Source organism: Gottfriedia sp. NPDC057948, assembly GCF_042887255.1.
Lineage (GTDB): Bacteria > Bacillota > Bacilli > Bacillales > Bacillaceae_G > Gottfriedia.
Window position 1 is genome coordinate 1 of sequence record NZ_JBHVPN010000012.1, and the last position, 15,198, is coordinate 15,198.

Annotated in this window: 19 protein-coding genes; 9 read left to right on the plus strand and 10 right to left on the minus strand. The window is 32.6% G+C overall.

What is annotated here, in order from left to right; genetic code table 11:
• The first annotated feature begins 271 nt into the window (after positions 1 to 271).
• Positions 272 to 997, plus strand: coding sequence for a YwaF family protein (locus ACFVRR_RS16545; protein ID WP_387330717.1), 726 nt, complete (start codon positions 272 to 274; stop codon positions 995 to 997).
• A gap of 273 nt (positions 998 to 1,270) precedes the next feature.
• On the opposite strand, the gene ACFVRR_RS16550 is transcribed toward ACFVRR_RS16545, so the two are convergent.
• From ACFVRR_RS16550 to ACFVRR_RS16575, 6 genes are all read right to left on the minus strand, one after another.
• A complete protein-coding gene (locus tag ACFVRR_RS16550; RefSeq protein WP_387330720.1) occupies positions 1,271 to 1,849 on the minus strand; it encodes a dihydrofolate reductase family protein in 579 nt (192 codons plus the stop codon).
• 138 nt (positions 1,850 to 1,987) lie between these two features.
• Positions 1,988 to 2,425, minus strand: a complete 438-nt coding sequence (locus ACFVRR_RS16555; protein WP_387330723.1) for a VOC family protein — start codon at positions 2,423 to 2,425, stop codon at positions 1,988 to 1,990.
• A gap of 186 nt (positions 2,426 to 2,611) precedes the next feature.
• The gene (locus ACFVRR_RS16560) at positions 2,612 to 3,016 is read right to left on the minus strand and encodes a macro domain-containing protein (protein ID WP_387331054.1); all 405 of its coding nucleotides are present in this window, start codon (positions 3,014 to 3,016) and stop codon (positions 2,612 to 2,614) included.
• A gap of 185 nt (positions 3,017 to 3,201) precedes the next feature.
• Positions 3,202 to 3,495: a VOC family protein gene (locus ACFVRR_RS16565; protein ID WP_387330726.1), complete on the minus strand. Its 294-nt coding sequence runs from the start codon at positions 3,493 to 3,495 to the stop codon at positions 3,202 to 3,204.
• Complete coding sequence (locus tag ACFVRR_RS16570) at positions 3,486 to 3,602, minus strand: VOC family protein (RefSeq protein ID WP_387330729.1); 117 nt, start codon at positions 3,600 to 3,602, stop codon at positions 3,486 to 3,488. The genes ACFVRR_RS16565 and ACFVRR_RS16570 overlap by 10 nt, the downstream gene beginning before the upstream one ends.
• Positions 3,603 to 3,917: 315 nt before the next feature.
• Positions 3,918 to 4,787, minus strand: a complete 870-nt coding sequence (locus ACFVRR_RS16575) for a LysR family transcriptional regulator (protein WP_387330732.1) — start codon at positions 4,785 to 4,787, stop codon at positions 3,918 to 3,920.
• 125 nt (positions 4,788 to 4,912) lie between these two features.
• Here ACFVRR_RS16575 and ACFVRR_RS16580 point away from each other — a divergent pair, with 125 nt between their 5' ends.
• The gene (locus tag ACFVRR_RS16580; RefSeq protein WP_387330735.1) at positions 4,913 to 6,175 is read left to right on the plus strand and encodes a benzoate/H(+) symporter BenE family transporter; all 1,263 of its coding nucleotides are present in this window, start codon (positions 4,913 to 4,915) and stop codon (positions 6,173 to 6,175) included.
• Between the two features lie 274 nt (positions 6,176 to 6,449).
• On the opposite strand, the gene ACFVRR_RS16585 is transcribed toward ACFVRR_RS16580, so the two are convergent.
• Both ACFVRR_RS16585 and ACFVRR_RS16590 read right to left on the minus strand, forming a co-directional pair.
• Positions 6,450 to 6,980 carry a hypothetical protein gene (locus ACFVRR_RS16585; RefSeq protein ID WP_387330738.1) on the minus strand — a complete coding sequence of 177 codons (531 nt, stop codon included), beginning with the start codon at positions 6,978 to 6,980 and terminating at the stop codon, positions 6,450 to 6,452.
• A gap of 96 nt (positions 6,981 to 7,076) precedes the next feature.
• Complete coding sequence (locus ACFVRR_RS16590; protein WP_387330741.1) at positions 7,077 to 7,316, minus strand: hypothetical protein; 240 nt, start codon at positions 7,314 to 7,316, stop codon at positions 7,077 to 7,079.
• 296 nt (positions 7,317 to 7,612) lie between these two features.
• Here ACFVRR_RS16590 and ACFVRR_RS16595 point away from each other — a divergent pair, with 296 nt between their 5' ends.
• The 3 genes from ACFVRR_RS16595 (at position 7,613) to ACFVRR_RS16605 (ending at position 9,689) form a co-directional block, all read left to right on the plus strand.
• A complete protein-coding gene (locus tag ACFVRR_RS16595; protein ID WP_387330744.1) occupies positions 7,613 to 8,797 on the plus strand; it encodes a COG4705 family protein in 1,185 nt (394 codons plus the stop codon).
• Between the two features lie 177 nt (positions 8,798 to 8,974).
• A complete protein-coding gene (locus ACFVRR_RS16600; RefSeq protein WP_387330747.1) occupies positions 8,975 to 9,460 on the plus strand; it encodes a DUF2975 domain-containing protein in 486 nt (161 codons plus the stop codon).
• Positions 9,461 to 9,470: 10 nt separating this feature from the next.
• Positions 9,471 to 9,689 (plus strand): helix-turn-helix domain-containing protein, encoded by a 219-nt coding sequence (locus tag ACFVRR_RS16605; protein WP_387330750.1) that lies wholly within the window; start codon positions 9,471 to 9,473, stop codon positions 9,687 to 9,689.
• A gap of 95 nt (positions 9,690 to 9,784) precedes the next feature.
• Here ACFVRR_RS16605 and ACFVRR_RS16610 read toward each other — a convergent pair whose 3' ends face one another.
• On the minus strand, positions 9,785 to 10,681 hold the full coding sequence (locus ACFVRR_RS16610; RefSeq protein WP_387330752.1) for a LysR family transcriptional regulator: 897 nt from the start codon (positions 10,679 to 10,681) through the stop codon (positions 9,785 to 9,787).
• Between the two features lie 190 nt (positions 10,682 to 10,871).
• Positions 10,872 to 11,678 (minus strand): protein phosphatase 2C domain-containing protein, encoded by an 807-nt coding sequence (locus tag ACFVRR_RS16615; protein WP_387330755.1) that lies wholly within the window; start codon positions 11,676 to 11,678, stop codon positions 10,872 to 10,874.
• 272 nt (positions 11,679 to 11,950) lie between these two features.
• Here ACFVRR_RS16615 and ACFVRR_RS16620 point away from each other — a divergent pair, with 272 nt between their 5' ends.
• The 4 genes from ACFVRR_RS16620 to ACFVRR_RS16635 all read left to right on the plus strand — a co-directional run bounded on the left by ACFVRR_RS16620 (position 11,951) and on the right by ACFVRR_RS16635 (position 15,191).
• Positions 11,951 to 13,063: a zinc dependent phospholipase C family protein gene (locus ACFVRR_RS16620; RefSeq protein ID WP_387330758.1), complete on the plus strand. Its 1,113-nt coding sequence runs from the start codon at positions 11,951 to 11,953 to the stop codon at positions 13,061 to 13,063.
• A 137-nt stretch (positions 13,064 to 13,200) separates the two neighbouring features.
• Positions 13,201 to 13,830 (plus strand): hypothetical protein, encoded by a 630-nt coding sequence (locus tag ACFVRR_RS16625; protein WP_387330761.1) that lies wholly within the window; start codon positions 13,201 to 13,203, stop codon positions 13,828 to 13,830.
• Positions 13,831 to 14,157: 327 nt separating this feature from the next.
• The gene (locus ACFVRR_RS16630) at positions 14,158 to 14,700 is read left to right on the plus strand and encodes a DUF1003 domain-containing protein (protein ID WP_387330764.1); all 543 of its coding nucleotides are present in this window, start codon (positions 14,158 to 14,160) and stop codon (positions 14,698 to 14,700) included.
• Positions 14,701 to 15,008: 308 nt separating this feature from the next.
• On the plus strand, positions 15,009 to 15,191 hold the full coding sequence (locus ACFVRR_RS16635) for a hypothetical protein (protein WP_387330767.1): 183 nt from the start codon (positions 15,009 to 15,011) through the stop codon (positions 15,189 to 15,191).
• Positions 15,192 to 15,198 lie beyond the last annotated feature (7 nt).

The following is a 15,198-nucleotide window of genomic DNA, read 5'->3' on the forward strand; positions in this document are numbered from 1 at the left end:
AAATCCCCCTTGTAGTAATAATTTTCCTACAAAGGGGATTTTTTCTAAAATTATATGCTTAGATCTATTGACTAAGTTATTTTTCAACACTCTGAAAAAAACATCACTTAAATGATGTTTTTTTACTTTATTAAAATTAAAGGCGAAACTATGAACTTTTTGTGGTCCTACTTTGGCATATGAAACGATAACGTTTGTATAGAACTAGCAATATTTGCCCCAAACTAATAATACTCGCTCATAAAATCAAATCAATTAATGGGGTATTATGTTGGAAAGATTTTTTCAATTTCATTCAAAATTGGGTCCGTTTCGCCTTTTTTCATTAGATCATCTAATAACAATCGGAATTATTTTGATTCTCGGTATTCTTCTATTTATCTTTAGAAAGCAGATTCAGGACTCGGGGAAAAAAAGGCTTTTTCGTTTTTCTTTAGCATTTCTCCTATTGGCTTCTGAGATTTTTTATCATATATGGCTTGTGTATGAGAATGCTTGGTCACTTAAAACTGCATTGCCACTTGAACTTAGTGATCTTACTGTCATTCTGGGAATTATAATGCTTCTAACAAATAACTATAGAGTGTTTCAATTCATGTATTTTGCTGGTTTAGCGAGTTCGATTCAAGCTATTATGACACCTGATCTTGGCCATTATTCTTTTCCGCATTTTCGATATTTCGAGTTTTTTGTTTCTCATGGAGGAGTGGTACTTGCCTGCTTGATTATGGTGGTGGCCAGCAAGTATCGCCCGACCATACCATCCATGTGGGTGACCGTTCTCATAGTTAACCTTTATGCAGCTTGCGTATTTTTCATTAATAAGTCGTTGAAAACTAACTTCATGTATCTCATGAAAAAGCCCGAAAACACTTCTCTATTAGATTATCTGGGACCTTGGCCGTGGTATCTTCTATCGGCAGAATTGGTGATGATTGTGAGCTTTTACATTTTGTATAGTCCGTTTTGGTTAAAAAAGAAAATAGAAAGAAATTAATCGAGGTTATTTTCATTTGCCCTTAAAGATTTTAAGGGTAGGGGAGATTTTTTAATTTACACATTTTAAATCATTATATTTCATCTTGGATTATGCGATAACTACAAATATCTATGTTATTTTTGAGTTTAACATTTCCATTTATTTATATAGTTTTTATTTTATTAGAGTCTAAACATTTTTTATAAAAGACATAGAAGCATATTTACTACGAATTTGTATAAAAAAAACAACTAATGATTACATTAGTTGCACAGTTTTCATTGTTTAAACTTACGATTTTAATATATTATACGTAAGGCCAATTGCACCAGAATTAAATGTTTTGTTTTCGACAAGTGAGAGATTGCGTTTATTTTCCGATGCCTTAAATAAAGGTAAACCATTTCCTATAATTACAGGTGAAATTGTAATTTTAATTACATCAATTAAATCAAGTTCCATAAGTGCATGTGCAAACCTTGGGCTACCTAAAATAATAATATCTTTACCTGGCTGTTTTTTTATGTTTCTAATTTCTTCCTCAATATTTTCTTTTACTAATTTTGTATTATTCCATTCAGCTTTTTCAAGTGTCGTAGAAAATACAACCTTTGATGTCTCTTCTATCCATTTAGCATGTTCAATTTCATATTGTGTTGCTTCTGGGTCTGAAGGTACTGATGTCCAATAATTTTCCATCATTTGATATGTTCCTCTTCCCCATAACACGGTGTCTACAGAACTTAAAATTTCTCTAGCATGCTTTTCTAATTCTTCATTATAAGATACCCATCCAATATCCATTTCACCCTTTGGTCCTTCTACAAAGCCATCTAAAGACGAATGTAAAAATAAAATCACATTTCTCATAAAATCCTCCTATGTACTAATTTATAGTTGTTTTCTTATATTTATATAAACAAGGAATTACTAACTGTTTTTATGGTCTAGAAGATATTTTTCTTCTTTATTCCTTTTCTTATATTTTACCCGATAGTTTTTTAATATTTATTTGATTTTCTCTGCCAACTCTAAAATAATTCCCTCTGGGCCACGAACGTAGCATAACTTATAACTATCTTCATATTGCTGTATTTCACTAAAGATTTCCGTGCCCTTTTTTTTCAGTTTTGCAATAATAGCTTCAATATCTTCAACTGCAAAACAAATATGTCGAATACCCAGCGTATTCGCAAAAGGTTGCTGAATATCTCTTTCATCTGTCGGCGTATAAAATTTGACTAGCTCGATCCATGCCTGACCATCTGGCATCCCCAATCCTACACATGCCGTTTTAACATCATTAAGCCCAACTATTTTGTCCAACAGTTCTCCATCCAATTCCCATTCCGCTTTCACTTCAAGTCCAAGATCAAGAAAAAACGCCTTTGCCTCTGAAAGATTATTTACGTTAATACTCACATGATCTATTCTATTGATCTTCAAATCATATACCTCCTATGTTCCTGTTATGTTCAATACATGTATTAGTGTAAGGTTTGTTTGAAATTACAATTCGCTTAAAATAGAAAATATCCTTCTTCAAAAAACCTGCCGTTTAGCCCCATAAAAAAACGACTTCTCAGCCGATTGTGTTGTTTAACTAAAGCACTGCGTTAGTACAATAAGGAATTAATTTATATTAGTGTAAATTTTATAATTTTCTTCATCAAAACATACAAAAACAACTTCTTTAATTCCTTCATTGTTTTCAAGGTATTCGTTTACTGTTTTTACTGCAATTTGAGCCGCAGGTATTTTCGGGTATCCATAAATACCAGTGCTGATGTTTGGAAAGGCAATTGTTTCAATTCCATTTGCAAGTGCCAAATCAAGCGAATTTAGATAACAACTCCGTAATAGAACATCTTCGTTATTATTTCCTCCGTTCCACACGGGGCCAACTGTATGAATTACATACTTTGCCTGCAAGTTCCCACCGGTTGTAATCACAGCCGCCCCTGTTTGACAACCGCCTTGTTTGTTTCTTATAGCAACGCATTCTTCGTATAAGCCTTTTCCTGCCGCACGATGAATAGCACCATCAACATTCTATCTTTAATGTAATTTTAGCCAAAAATAATTGACTACTAAATCCATAAATTTTCCATTCTTATTTAATTACCCTGCTATTTATTCAATATAAAAAGCCGAAATAACGACCGTGATCTTATTGAACTAATGCACTGCTTTAGTTGAACAAGGAATTTTTTAAAAAAATCTTAATTTTTATCTGTTCCACCAAACCCTATACAATAGTTATCAATGTCTTTAATTGCGAATTCTTTCCAAGGACCAGCATTATAATCAATCCAAGGTTCAATTGAAATTTCTGCTCCCTTTCCCCTAAACTCTTCATATAGTTCATCAAGTGATGACCAATCTTCAACATAACAATATAAATCGAAGGCAACATTAGAGTCTTTTGCAGGTTTATTTGGCAGAACATCTTCAGGAGAATTTGCTTGTAGTAGTTTTATTCCTAAACCAGAAAATCCATCTCTTATTACCACCATTCTGTAACTTCACAACCTAATACTTCCTGATAAAACTCTTTTGATTTTTCTAAATTAGATACAAGCAAAACCTTTAATGAACTATGTATTTGTTTTTTTAAATCCATGTGAAATACCTATCCTCATCTTTTTATTTAAATTTCAACAAGAATTGGAAAAAACCTTTATTTAACTAAACTCCCAGTTAGCACCAAAAAGACCGACTATACTGTCGATCACGTTACTTCTTCGATTATCCTTTAAAAGAAGAAGCAGAAAAAGAATTATTCTACATGCGTGTTCCATTTAATAGATACTTATGATACGTTTCTCCGTAACGAGTCTAAATGATGCTTGTCACAGTCAAAACTAAAACTTGTTTCATATTATTTTTCATTTTTCAACGTTGAAGTCTTTTACTTTTGAGTAAATAAGTTTTGTGTCTAAAAAAGTTTTAAAAATTCTTTTGCTGCTTTTGATAAGTAACTATTCTTCCTCCAAATTACTTTGGGTTCAGATATTAAGGTCTGATCCTTTAGCTTAATGACTCTCAATCCTCCCAATGAATGGAGAGATAATAACGAGAGTGGTAGGATTGTTGCACCAAATCCCGATGAAACGAGACCAAGTAGCATAATTAAATCCTGGCATTCGCACAGTATATTGGGGGTTAAATCTAACCGTTGAAATTCATTGACAATTTGTCCATACGCACCTAAACCATAGTTTGGTCGCAGAAGAATCAATGGCAAATTGATTATTTCATCTAACCTGCATTGTTCTGATCCACTCCACGTCCATTTTTCAGGCAAAACAAGCACATACGGGTCACTTTCCAGTGTCATTTGAGAGATACTTTTTTCTGTTATTGGACTATTTGTTATCGCAATCTCAATCTGACGTTTAGATAACATTTTTATGAGATGAATCGTTTCACCTTCCCATACTTTAAAAGTAAGACCAGGATTTTTCTCTCGAATATCTACCACCTTAGAAAGAATTAAAGATGCACAATAAAGATTGGATCCAACAGATAAAATCCCACTGGCGCCTTTCCTCAATTCTTGAACTTCAACCATTGTTTCATCAAGTTTATTTAAAAGTTCTTTTGCTCGAAGAAGTAGTCTTTCCCCCTCCAGGGTTAGATTAAGACTTTTGTTATCTCGATCAAATAAAACGACGCCTAGCTCTTCTTCCATTTGTTTGAGTTGTTTGCTCAAAGGCGGTTGGGCAATATTTAATTTCTTTGCAGCGGTCGTGATCTTACCTTCTTCTGCTATAGTGACAAAGTATTTTAACTGTCGAATATCCAAGATGAATCCTCCTTTATCATACCCAAAAGATATAGTAATAAGATAAAACAGATATTTTAAGTATTGATAAATTGAGTATACACTAAGATGTAGTGTAATTCATAAGTTGAAGGAGTGTGACTTTGTTGTTCAAAAAAAATATCATACAATTTCCAAAGCTTTTATCGGTTGGGAATATATCGAATGGATTTGTGGCCTGGCTCTTTGGTTCAGCAGGACCATTATTAATTGTTTTACAAGCTGCTGCAAAAGGTCATTTGTCTGGTAGCATAACCAGCTCATGGATTTTCGCCATTTATGGAATGGGGGGACTCCTAACACTCATCGTCTCCTTATATTATGGGCAACCCATAGGCTATGCCTTTTCAATACCTGGAGCCATTCTTGTCGGCTCAAGCTTAACCCATTATTCTTTCAACCAAGTGGTTGGTGCTTATATTATAACCGGAATCCTTATTTTTCTTTTAGGATTATCTGGCCTTGTTACAAAATTGATGAAGTTTTTACCTATGCCGGTTATGATGGGGATGGTATCAGGCGTCTTACTCCCTTTCGGAACTGAAATGATCGGCTCGGTTGTAAAAAATCCTTTACTCAACGGAATCCCGTTACTTGTCTTTCTTACTCTTTCTTTTTTCTTACGATTTTCAAAAAAGTTTCCACCTATATTAGGGGCGATCATTGCAGCAATTCTTTGTCTTAAATTTTTACCGAATGTTTCTGCACAGCCTCTCCATATAACAATGGGCATTCCCCATTTTATCATCCCATCATTTAGTTTTTCCGTTGTAGGGGAACTTGTCATTCCATTACTCTTAACGGTTATTGCCATTCAAAATGCCCAAGGGATTGCTATGTTAGAAACCCATGGCTATCGTCCACCGATCAATGCCATGACCAATTGGAGCGGAATCGGTACCATTATAAATGCTTTTTTTGGGGGCCATCCAGCCTGTATTGCAGGTCCAATGACGGGCTTACTTGTTAATAAAGAATCAGGCAAACTTGAACATAGGTATGTCGCTGCTATTGTATTAGGAGTATTATCCTGTCTATTAGCTCTATTTTCTCCAATAGCTTCGCAAATTCCACATGTCATTCCTGCCTCTTTAATTCAATTACTAGGTGGCGTCGCCATGATTAGTGTACTGGTTGACTCTTTGAAAATGAGTTTCTCTGGTCTATTCAGATCAGGCGCACTCTTTTCCTTTATAATCACAATCTCTGGGATCTCTATTCTCCATATCGGTGCGCCATTCTGGGGTCTGGTTGGGGGTGCCTTGGCCACCGTATTCTTGGATAAACAAGATTTTTATAAATCCAAATCAAGTGACCAAAACAATGGAACTAACTTGAGTGAAGCTCTTTGCAAGGAACAAAATTCCTAACACCGTTTCTTTAGACTTCGGATACTTCTCATGACACAAAAAAGGGACACCTAGACATAATATGGTCTAGGTGTCCTTTATTTTTTTGTATAGAATAAAGAGCTCATTTACTTGTGATATAGTTCTCCGCTATTAATACTAAACTACATCCTTTACAATATAACAATCCTGCCAAATATATAAATAAAAGGGTAGCCAATGGCTGCTCTTGATATTTAACTAACGCATGCGTGAATCTTCAATTAAAGAATAATAATTTGAATCTTTGATGTAATTATTTTAATTTGTTACGTAAATTTTTTTTCATTAACTCATTCGTAATGATTAAAGCTTCACTTTTATTATTCGCTGGACCTGTAACCATCCATCCGTCTTTACCTGACCAACCTTTCCCATTATGATCTTTTCTTAGTTCCTCGATCGTCACTTTGTTAAAATCTTTGTTAACAAAGAGAATACCATAGCTATCGATTTTTGGTTGTCCATTTTTAAAGTAAGCATATACAATTGTCCCCATGCCATTTTGATCAAATGCTATCTCTAATTTACGATCTTTATTTGGATTAGGATAATTAGCACCTTTTACATCGATTAGCCCTACAAACTTTCTTTTTCCTAATAAAGAATGATGAAGTTTGCCCTTTATTTTTATCGTCACAGAATTTACTTGATCATGACCTGAACCTAATTGATATTCAACACCCTTTATTGACTCATTTACAGTCTTTGGAATGTAATAATAAACACCAAAACCAATAGCGACTAAAAAAACGAGAAGTATGCAAGAAACAATGACCTTTTTCAAGAAAAAAAATCACCTACATTCGTTAATCTTCAAGTGTTCGTACATTTTAAAAAATGAGTCTAAACACCAATTAGCGATTAAAACAACTATTGTTAATTAATTTTTAGTAACAGGTTTCTCTTCCCCTTTTTCTTCACTCTCATCAATATTAAATGAGTCAATAAATGTAATAAAATTTTTATAAAAATTAGGAAATAATTGATATAGCAAACCTACACTAAATAATCCCCATCCTAAAACCCTAAAAAAATGAGGACCAGTAAAAGTATTAAAATATGTCATATAGACAAATAAAAGTCCAACTAAAATATATAAAGCACACACAAGATTCCTCAAATTCATTCCACCTTTTTATGGTTTCTCATATTACTTTAAATAGATTTTTTTGAAGGCAATTCATTAATACATTCGATATGCATTAATTTATTCCTTTTTATTCCAATACAAGTTTGAACAACAAATAATGGTCTACCGAAATAGAACAAATTGCAACTAAACCACAATCAATCATCTAAAGAAGTTATCATTTTAAAAAAATAAATTGTACAATTCTACTGTTTTTCATTTTCCTTTCATTATTATGTGTGAATATAAAAATGTACTTTAAATATCACATTGAAAGGAATTCATTTATGGAGACAAAACAAAATAAAATAACTACTCTGCTTAACAAGGTACCGGAAGTTACAATCTTTTTCTGGATTATTAAAGTTCTATGTACAACTGTTGGTGAAACATTTGCTGATTTTTTAAATTTCAACCTAGGTTTGGGATTAGGACTTACTACTGTGCTTATGGGTGTAGCATTTTTTATCTCTTTATTTTTCCAATTCAAAGCAAAGAAATATGTTCCAAGTATTTATTGGATTACTGTTGTTCTAATAAGTGTATTCGGAACATTGGTAACTGATAATTTGACTGACGCTATTGGCGTACCGCTTGAAACAAGTACGATTGTATTCTCAGTGTTGCTTGCATTAACGTTTCTTTTTTGGTTCCTTAGTGAAAAAACTCTTTCGATCCATTCAATTTTCACAAGAAAAAGAGAAACATTTTATTGGTTAGCGATTCTTTTTACATTTGCACTAGGTACTGCTGTTGGGGATTTATATTCTGAGCAACTTGGACTAGGGTATTTTAAAACTGGTGTAACGGTTATTGTGATCATACTATGTGTATTCTTAGCTTGGAAGTTTTTAAAACTTGATGGAATGTTAGGGTTCTGGATTGCGTACATTCTTACACGTCCACTTGGGGCATCGCTAGGAGATTATTTATCACAACCAAAAGTGAATGGTGGTTTAGGTTTAGGAACAACAAGTACAAGTATCATTTTTCTAGTCGCAATTTTAGCGATCATTGTTTTCCTTGCTGTTACAAAAATTGATATTTCATTATCTGTTGAAAAAATAGATGAAAATAGCAGTAAAAATAATATAATGACACAAACTATATTAGCACTGTGTATTTTCTTAGCAGTTGGTATTGGTGGTTATATTAAATTATCATCAAATGTAGCTTCTACTGAAACAACATTATCTGGTCAATTAACAGATTTTGCAACAATAGAAAATAAAATGTTGTCGGATGTGAATTCAAAGAACTTTAATTTAGCAAAAAAAGATGCTGACAGTTTAGAACACAATTGGGATACATCAGAGGCTAAACTTAGAAAAATAGATAGTACTTCTTGGACTAAAATTGATGGTACGATTGACGTTGTATTAGCAACAGCTCGTACATCAACTCCAGATGCGAATAAATGCACATCGGCACTTAATCAATCTCTTAAAGTAATAAACGCTGCAAATAAGTAAAATACATTTAACAATAAGAAAAAGCATTTCTTGTATGAGAAGTGCTTTTTCTTATTGTCAAAATTAAGAGGATATTCAATAACAATAATAATTAAATAAAAAACAACATAATTTTATTGTAAAACGATAAATAATATGTTAAATTCATATTGTCATTAAATAAGTGAGGTATTTAATATGAATGTTAAAAGAGGTTCAACTACGTTCTTAAAGGCAATTATTTTTCTCGTTGGAATTGCAGTGCTTGCTTTATGTATATTTTTGGTACCAAAATTTGCGAATTTCTCTTCAAATATGTATCCAAATATTGCCGCAATGAAATATCTCGTTTTCATCGTGATGTATGGGGCTGCCTTGCCTTTTTATTTTGCTCTTTATCAGGCTTTCAATCTTTTAAGGTACATTGACGACAACACTGCTTTCTCGGAATTATCTGTAAAAGCATTAAAGAACATAAAGTACTGTGCGATTGCAATCAGTGGTATATATGTATTAGCTACTCCGCTCGTTCGTTTTATAGCGAAGAAAGTTGACCCTCCTATTGGATTTTTAGGACTGATCATCATATTTGCTTCGTTAGTTATCGCCGTTTTTGCTGCTATCCTCCAACAGCTTCTACAAGAAGCGATTAACATAAAATCAGAAAATGATTTAACGGTCTGAGGTGGATGGTATGGCAATAATTATTAATATTGATGTGATGTTAGCAAAACGAAAAATGAGCGTAACGGAGCTTTCAGAAAGAGTTGGAATTACATTGGCGAATCTTTCCATTCTGAAAAATGGTAAAGCAAAAGCTGTTCGTTTTTCAACATTAGAAGCGATCTGTAAGACATTGGATTGTCAGCCAGGTGATATTTTGGAGTATAAAATGGACGAAAACACTCAATAAAAACAGACAACATTTAGAATTTAAGGGATAGCTTAATTGCTATCCCTCTTTACGTTTTTCAAAAAGAAAAGTATAAACAAAAAAATAACCGCTCATCATTGAGTGGATATTTCTTTAACGATTTCGATAAATTTTTTACCTATATTAGAAAGCTTTTTATTTTTTGGATAGATTACCCATAAATCCTTCACAACGTATTCATTATTTTCTTTATAAGGAATCGATTTTAAGTTTCCACTTAGTATGTACGGATGAAATTTAGCGCCTGACTCATGAGAATACACAAACACATTATGTTCTCTAACAGCCTCTGTAAGAATATTCATACTGTTTGTTGTTACTCTTATTTTATTTTTATTTTCCTTAATTAACTTAGAATAATAATAATCAGAATAGATTGAATAGCAAGCAGTATCCATTTCTAGTACATCAGCTTTTGTTACGTAGTCAAGATGATAAAGTGGGGAGTTTTTTCCTACAATAACGTGAACATGATCAGTCCGAATTAATTCATAGTTAATATTTTTTTCACTCTCTAATATCTCTAAATCTTGAGGGAAAAAGCAAAAATCATATTCAGTGTGTTTAATTGTTTCCATAATTAGTGGTGGATCTTTTTCCTCGATTTCAATCGTTGCATTGTGATGTTCATCTTTAATTCTGTTCATTGCTCGTAGAAGTACTGCTGCAAAAGTAGGAGCAGCTACTATTTTCAAATGAATCTTTTTATTATTTTTATAATCATACAGCTCTTCATTTAGCTTACTAATAATTTCTAAGACTTCACTAGCTCTATTTATTAAAATCTTTCCTTCTTCTGTTGGAAATGTTCCTTTTCTTGAACGGTTAAAAATACTTATTCCCATTTCATGCTCTAATTGGGAGATCGATTGACTTAGACCTGAACTTGTAATATGCAATTTTTCTGCAGCCTTAATAATTGATTTCTCGCTTGCAACTTTTACGATATATTCCATTTGCTCGAAATTCATAAATTCTCCTCGAATAAGAGTATACACACTTATATTTTTTTCAATTGAAGTTGTATTCATTCTAGCACGAAAAAGTAGTACAATTCAAAAAACGAATCACCTGTATACTAACATTAGTTTAATAAGTATTGCTTTTATATTTGTTACAATATTTAAACATAAAAAAAGATACCCTATATGGCATCTAAAATTAAAACCGAAACATTATCCCCGTCTTATCATCCGAATGAATCTTACTTTTCAACTCTTCCATTTCTAATCGTTTTGAATATTCTTCCAATCCAATCTCCTTGATTACTTTAAAAGAATGGATCAAATCAAACGTCGGATGAAATAATCCATCACTGATTAGTAAAATTGACTTTAAATTTTTTGTATCAATCGATCCCAATTGAATGTAGTTTGCGACAACTTCAGTTCCATTTGCAACTGAGTAACCATCAACTGTATTAGCCATGCTTCGATTATAAATAAGTTGATTTTTAATAGACTGGTAGTATGATTCATCTGGTAAAATCAGCCCTTGTTTCCGCTCCTTTTCCCGTCTCATTTTTGCCCTTCTACTAATATCCTTTACTGTATCTTTAGTTAAGATATTTATTTGGCCATTATGGTTTTCTGCTAAAATCATACAATCCCCAAGTTGAGCAAATGATACCTTTTGATTATCCAATTTTATAATAGCAACACATGTAGACCACAGTTCCTCTGGACGGTTTATGTCTATGTTATTTAACTTCATTTCTTCCATCAGTCTTCTATTTGCTTGAATAATTCCTTCTGATAAAGTCATTTCAGCTCTAAAATGATTTTCAAAATACTTTCTAAATAAATTCGAAGCAATATATGCACCATTCATGCCATCAGCATTCTTAAATGGAGTAATTGGTGTTGCTCCATCAAAAACCCCGTATACATTTATTTCGTTGTTTACTACCATTGCATCCTCGGACACTTTTTTTGATAGGGATACTCTAGCACTAGCATTAATCTCCATATTTTTATCACCCCCGAAAAGATTCACGAATGAATTTGCAGGTCTTTAAATTAATATGGAACACAAAATGGATTATGTACTTTTTCTATTTGAATTCTTTAAAATTTGGCACTGTTAAAAAAGCTGTGTAGGAGTAAGTACTTCCATAACTGGTAATGAGTTTCCAAAATTTAACAAATTTTCACATAACAGAAACATCTCATTAACAAAAAACGATTATACTTAAACATTGTTGCTTGTAAGACAACAAAATACAAAAAAGAAGGTGTATCATGAAAAATCGTATTCAATCAAAAAAGCTATTAACATTAGTTGCTGGAAGTGCACTTGCAATCACTTCATTATTCAGCAATGATCAGAAAGCATTCGCATGGTCTGACGAGGATGTTCACAATCAAGATCATAGTACACATCATTTTATCGTAAATGGCAGTGTCAAACTTATAGCCGATAATACGAATCCTGCAATCAACAAGCCTACAACATTGCTTAATCAGTTTCGCGATCGTTGGGAACAAGGCTTATACGATGCGGATCATATTAATCCTTTTTATGATACGGGCACATTTATGTCTCACTTTTATGATCCAGACACACAAACAAATTATACGGGGACTTCTTATCCAACAGCTCGTCAATCTGGAGCGAAGTATTTTAATCTAGCATCGGATTACTATAAAAAAGGCGATTTTAACAATGCATTCTACTACTTGGGAGTTTCTTTGCACTATTTTACAGATGTAACACAGCCTCTACATGCTTCGAATATTTCCAACCTAGATCATAACGCACCGGGCTATCATTCGAAGTTTGAAAATTACGCGGAAAGTATTCAAAGTCAAATGACGGTGCCAGATTCAGGTTTATACAATTGGATTTCTTCGACTGATCCTGAAGCATGGATTCATCAAGCTGCGGTACAAGCAAAATCCGTTTTACCTCAAGTTTGGAATGATACGATCATTAATTACTTCTGGCAAGCAGCATACAGTAATTATTATTCTGCCATGTGGAAGAACGAGGTAAAAAATCCGACTCTTGTTCAGTTGAATCAAGCAGAACGAGAGACTGCTGGATTCATAGATATGTTTTTTCGTGTAAACGGTGTAGAAATGCCTGTGACGGTATATACGGAAAATGCTTTTGACGGTGCATCAGAAATATTAGGAGCAGGTAATTATGATTACGATCAACTTGTAAAAGGTATTGGCAATGACACCATTTCTTCCATCCATATTTCACCTGGTTATCAAGTCACTTTATTTACCGATGCCAATTATAAAGGAGCATCGATTGTACTTACAAATGATGCAAATGACTTAGTTAACTTTAATCATCAAGTATCAAGCCTAAAAATTGTAAAGATCTTAGCAATTTCTAAGTAATCCGAGACAAATTCATTTACTCTAATCATTTTATCTGCTTCAAAATAAAATTGAATTGTTTACCAAACAAACATAAAAGACCTAAAAATGGATAATGATGATATAATTTACAACTAGAAGTTAATCACGGAGGCTTTATGAAAAAAATTTTATTTATTATCTCTTTATTTATCGGTGCTTTTTGTTTAGGTCTATATGATGCACCATCTTATGTATTTGGAATATTTTATGTTGCAGTTCTTTTCTTATTTTTTTGGACGATGTTTTATCCATTTTATTTTTCAAAAAACCTAACGCGTATCGAACGGTTTCTAAGTAAACAATCAAAAAAATCAATCCTTTATTTTCTTTATTCTGTTACAAACCATTTGCACGATGAGATCGAACAGTCGTATCAATACGTTATGAAGAAACGAATTAACCCCTCAAAAAAAGCCGTTTATCAGGTTGTATACGGCTTTTCAAATAAAGATTTGTCATTTATTAAGGAACGAATTGATTTCATTAAAGTACCTGAGTGGAATTCATATTACAAAACACTTCTATTTATTGAAGAAAATGAATTAGAAAGAGCAAAAGCAACAAAGGATTCAATGCGTTCAAAAAAATTTAAAAACGTACTTGAGTTCGAACTATTACTTAAGGAAAACAAACGTGAAGAAGCGAAAACATTATTATCTCGTTTGATTTCAAATTCAAGAGGCTATCATTATTACATATTATCTAAGCGATATGAAGAAACATTTAATACAAAAGAGAAAATATAATCTTGCTAAACGGGACGGTATTTCCGTCCCTTCTATTAATCAAAATTCCTTGTCGCAGACGCGGCTTTTTTTTATGGAATAAGAAATTATTTAAAAATAGTATAGTCCTATCAGATAAGTCATCATATAATAGTAAAGGTATTATTTATACGAAAAAAGTGAGGTGGAACATTTTTATGGGTAGTCCCAGTATAGGTGAGTCGGATAATTTACCGACATCAGAGGAAGTCATACAATTGAATATCCGAGGAGGATTACATCATAAAAATGTAGTCCAACTTTTATAAGCTTTTGAAGGCTTCCTCTAGAAAAGAGGAGGTTGGAAATATGGTACACAACATTTGGAAGCAAATTAACTTTAAAAAACAAGTTGAGAAACCAAAAAAAATTCAAGGGTTTGATATTGATTTAAACCAAGAAAATTTATCACGAATTGACCGATTAGTGGATCGTTATGAGTCAGAAATTCTGCAACATTTAAATAGTGATTACACCCAACGAACAAAATTGTCTGAGAGAATCGCGGATAAAATCGCGCAATTTGGTGGTAGCTGGAAATTTATTATTTGGTTTAGTTGTACACTTGCTGTCTGGATGATTTGGAATAGCTTATCATTCACAAAAGCTTTTCATTTTGACTCTGCGCCTTTTATCTTGTTAAACTTATGTCTATCTTTTATTGCAGCATTTCAAGCACCAGTCATTATGATGAGTCAAAACCGTCAAGCAGCACGCGATAAACATGAATCCGTTATCGATTTCGCAATTAATTATAAAGCAGAACAAGAAATTGGCGACATGCAAAGTCGTCTAACCAATATAGAAAGTCAATTAGCAGAGATTAGAGATTTACTTAAGCAAAAGCATTAAAGATATTGATATAAAAGAATTTTTATAGAGTTATGATTCCCTCCATAAGACAGTCAAGTTTGTTCTGTCTTATGGAGGGGGTTTTTTATGTTGAAAATTTGTTTCCTTATGCAACTAACCACAGAAAGTTCACTAGTGATCTTACATTCCAATTTAGGCACATTGTTAACTACTCACGAATTAATCAATCATAATATTTTTTGTAAATTTTGTGTAATCTTACTTCTTTTCACAATGAAATTTGATTTATTTTTCCATATTAGTGATATACTTAAATTATTAAATCCCTATTATAGGAGGAATGAAAAATGAACGAACAAGAATTAAAAGAATATCGTACAAATGTCATTTCATCACTAGAGGAAGAAATCGCTCACTACCAAAACTTAATCAAACTAACAAGACATAGCAGACTGAAAGAAAGCCATACATATAATCTTAAATTCATGCAAGAATTATTGGACGCTGAAAAAGCTGATCAAAATAGTTAATCATTAA

Excerpts from the sequence above, each read along its gene's own strand:
- ACFVRR_RS16600 (WP_387330747.1), top strand. The coding sequence starts at position 8,975 with ATGAATGTTAAAAGAGGTTCAACTACGTTCTTAAAGGCAATTATTTTT.
- ACFVRR_RS16570 (WP_387330729.1), bottom strand. The coding sequence starts at position 3,602 with ATGGATTTAAAAAAACAAATACATAGTTCATTAAAGGTTTTGCTTGTA.
- ACFVRR_RS16615 (WP_387330755.1), bottom strand. The coding sequence starts at position 11,678 with ATGGAGATTAATGCTAGTGCTAGAGTATCCCTATCAAAAAAAGTGTCC.
- ACFVRR_RS16610 (WP_387330752.1), bottom strand. The coding sequence starts at position 10,681 with ATGAATTTCGAGCAAATGGAATATATCGTAAAAGTTGCAAGCGAGAAA.
- ACFVRR_RS16550 (WP_387330720.1), bottom strand. The coding sequence starts at position 1,849 with ATGAGAAATGTGATTTTATTTTTACATTCGTCTTTAGATGGCTTTGTA.
- ACFVRR_RS16625 (WP_387330761.1), top strand. The coding sequence starts at position 13,201 with ATGAAAAAAATTTTATTTATTATCTCTTTATTTATCGGTGCTTTTTGT.
- ACFVRR_RS16595 (WP_387330744.1), top strand. The coding sequence starts at position 7,613 with ATGGAGACAAAACAAAATAAAATAACTACTCTGCTTAACAAGGTACCG.
- ACFVRR_RS16630 (WP_387330764.1), top strand. The coding sequence starts at position 14,158 with ATGGTACACAACATTTGGAAGCAAATTAACTTTAAAAAACAAGTTGAG.
- ACFVRR_RS16620 (WP_387330758.1), top strand. The coding sequence starts at position 11,951 with ATGAAAAATCGTATTCAATCAAAAAAGCTATTAACATTAGTTGCTGGA.
- ACFVRR_RS16635 (WP_387330767.1), top strand. The coding sequence starts at position 15,009 with ATGAACGAACAAGAATTAAAAGAATATCGTACAAATGTCATTTCATCA.
- ACFVRR_RS16565 (WP_387330726.1), bottom strand. The coding sequence starts at position 3,495 with ATGGTGGTAATAAGAGATGGATTTTCTGGTTTAGGAATAAAACTACTA.
- ACFVRR_RS16605 (WP_387330750.1), top strand. The coding sequence starts at position 9,471 with ATGGCAATAATTATTAATATTGATGTGATGTTAGCAAAACGAAAAATG.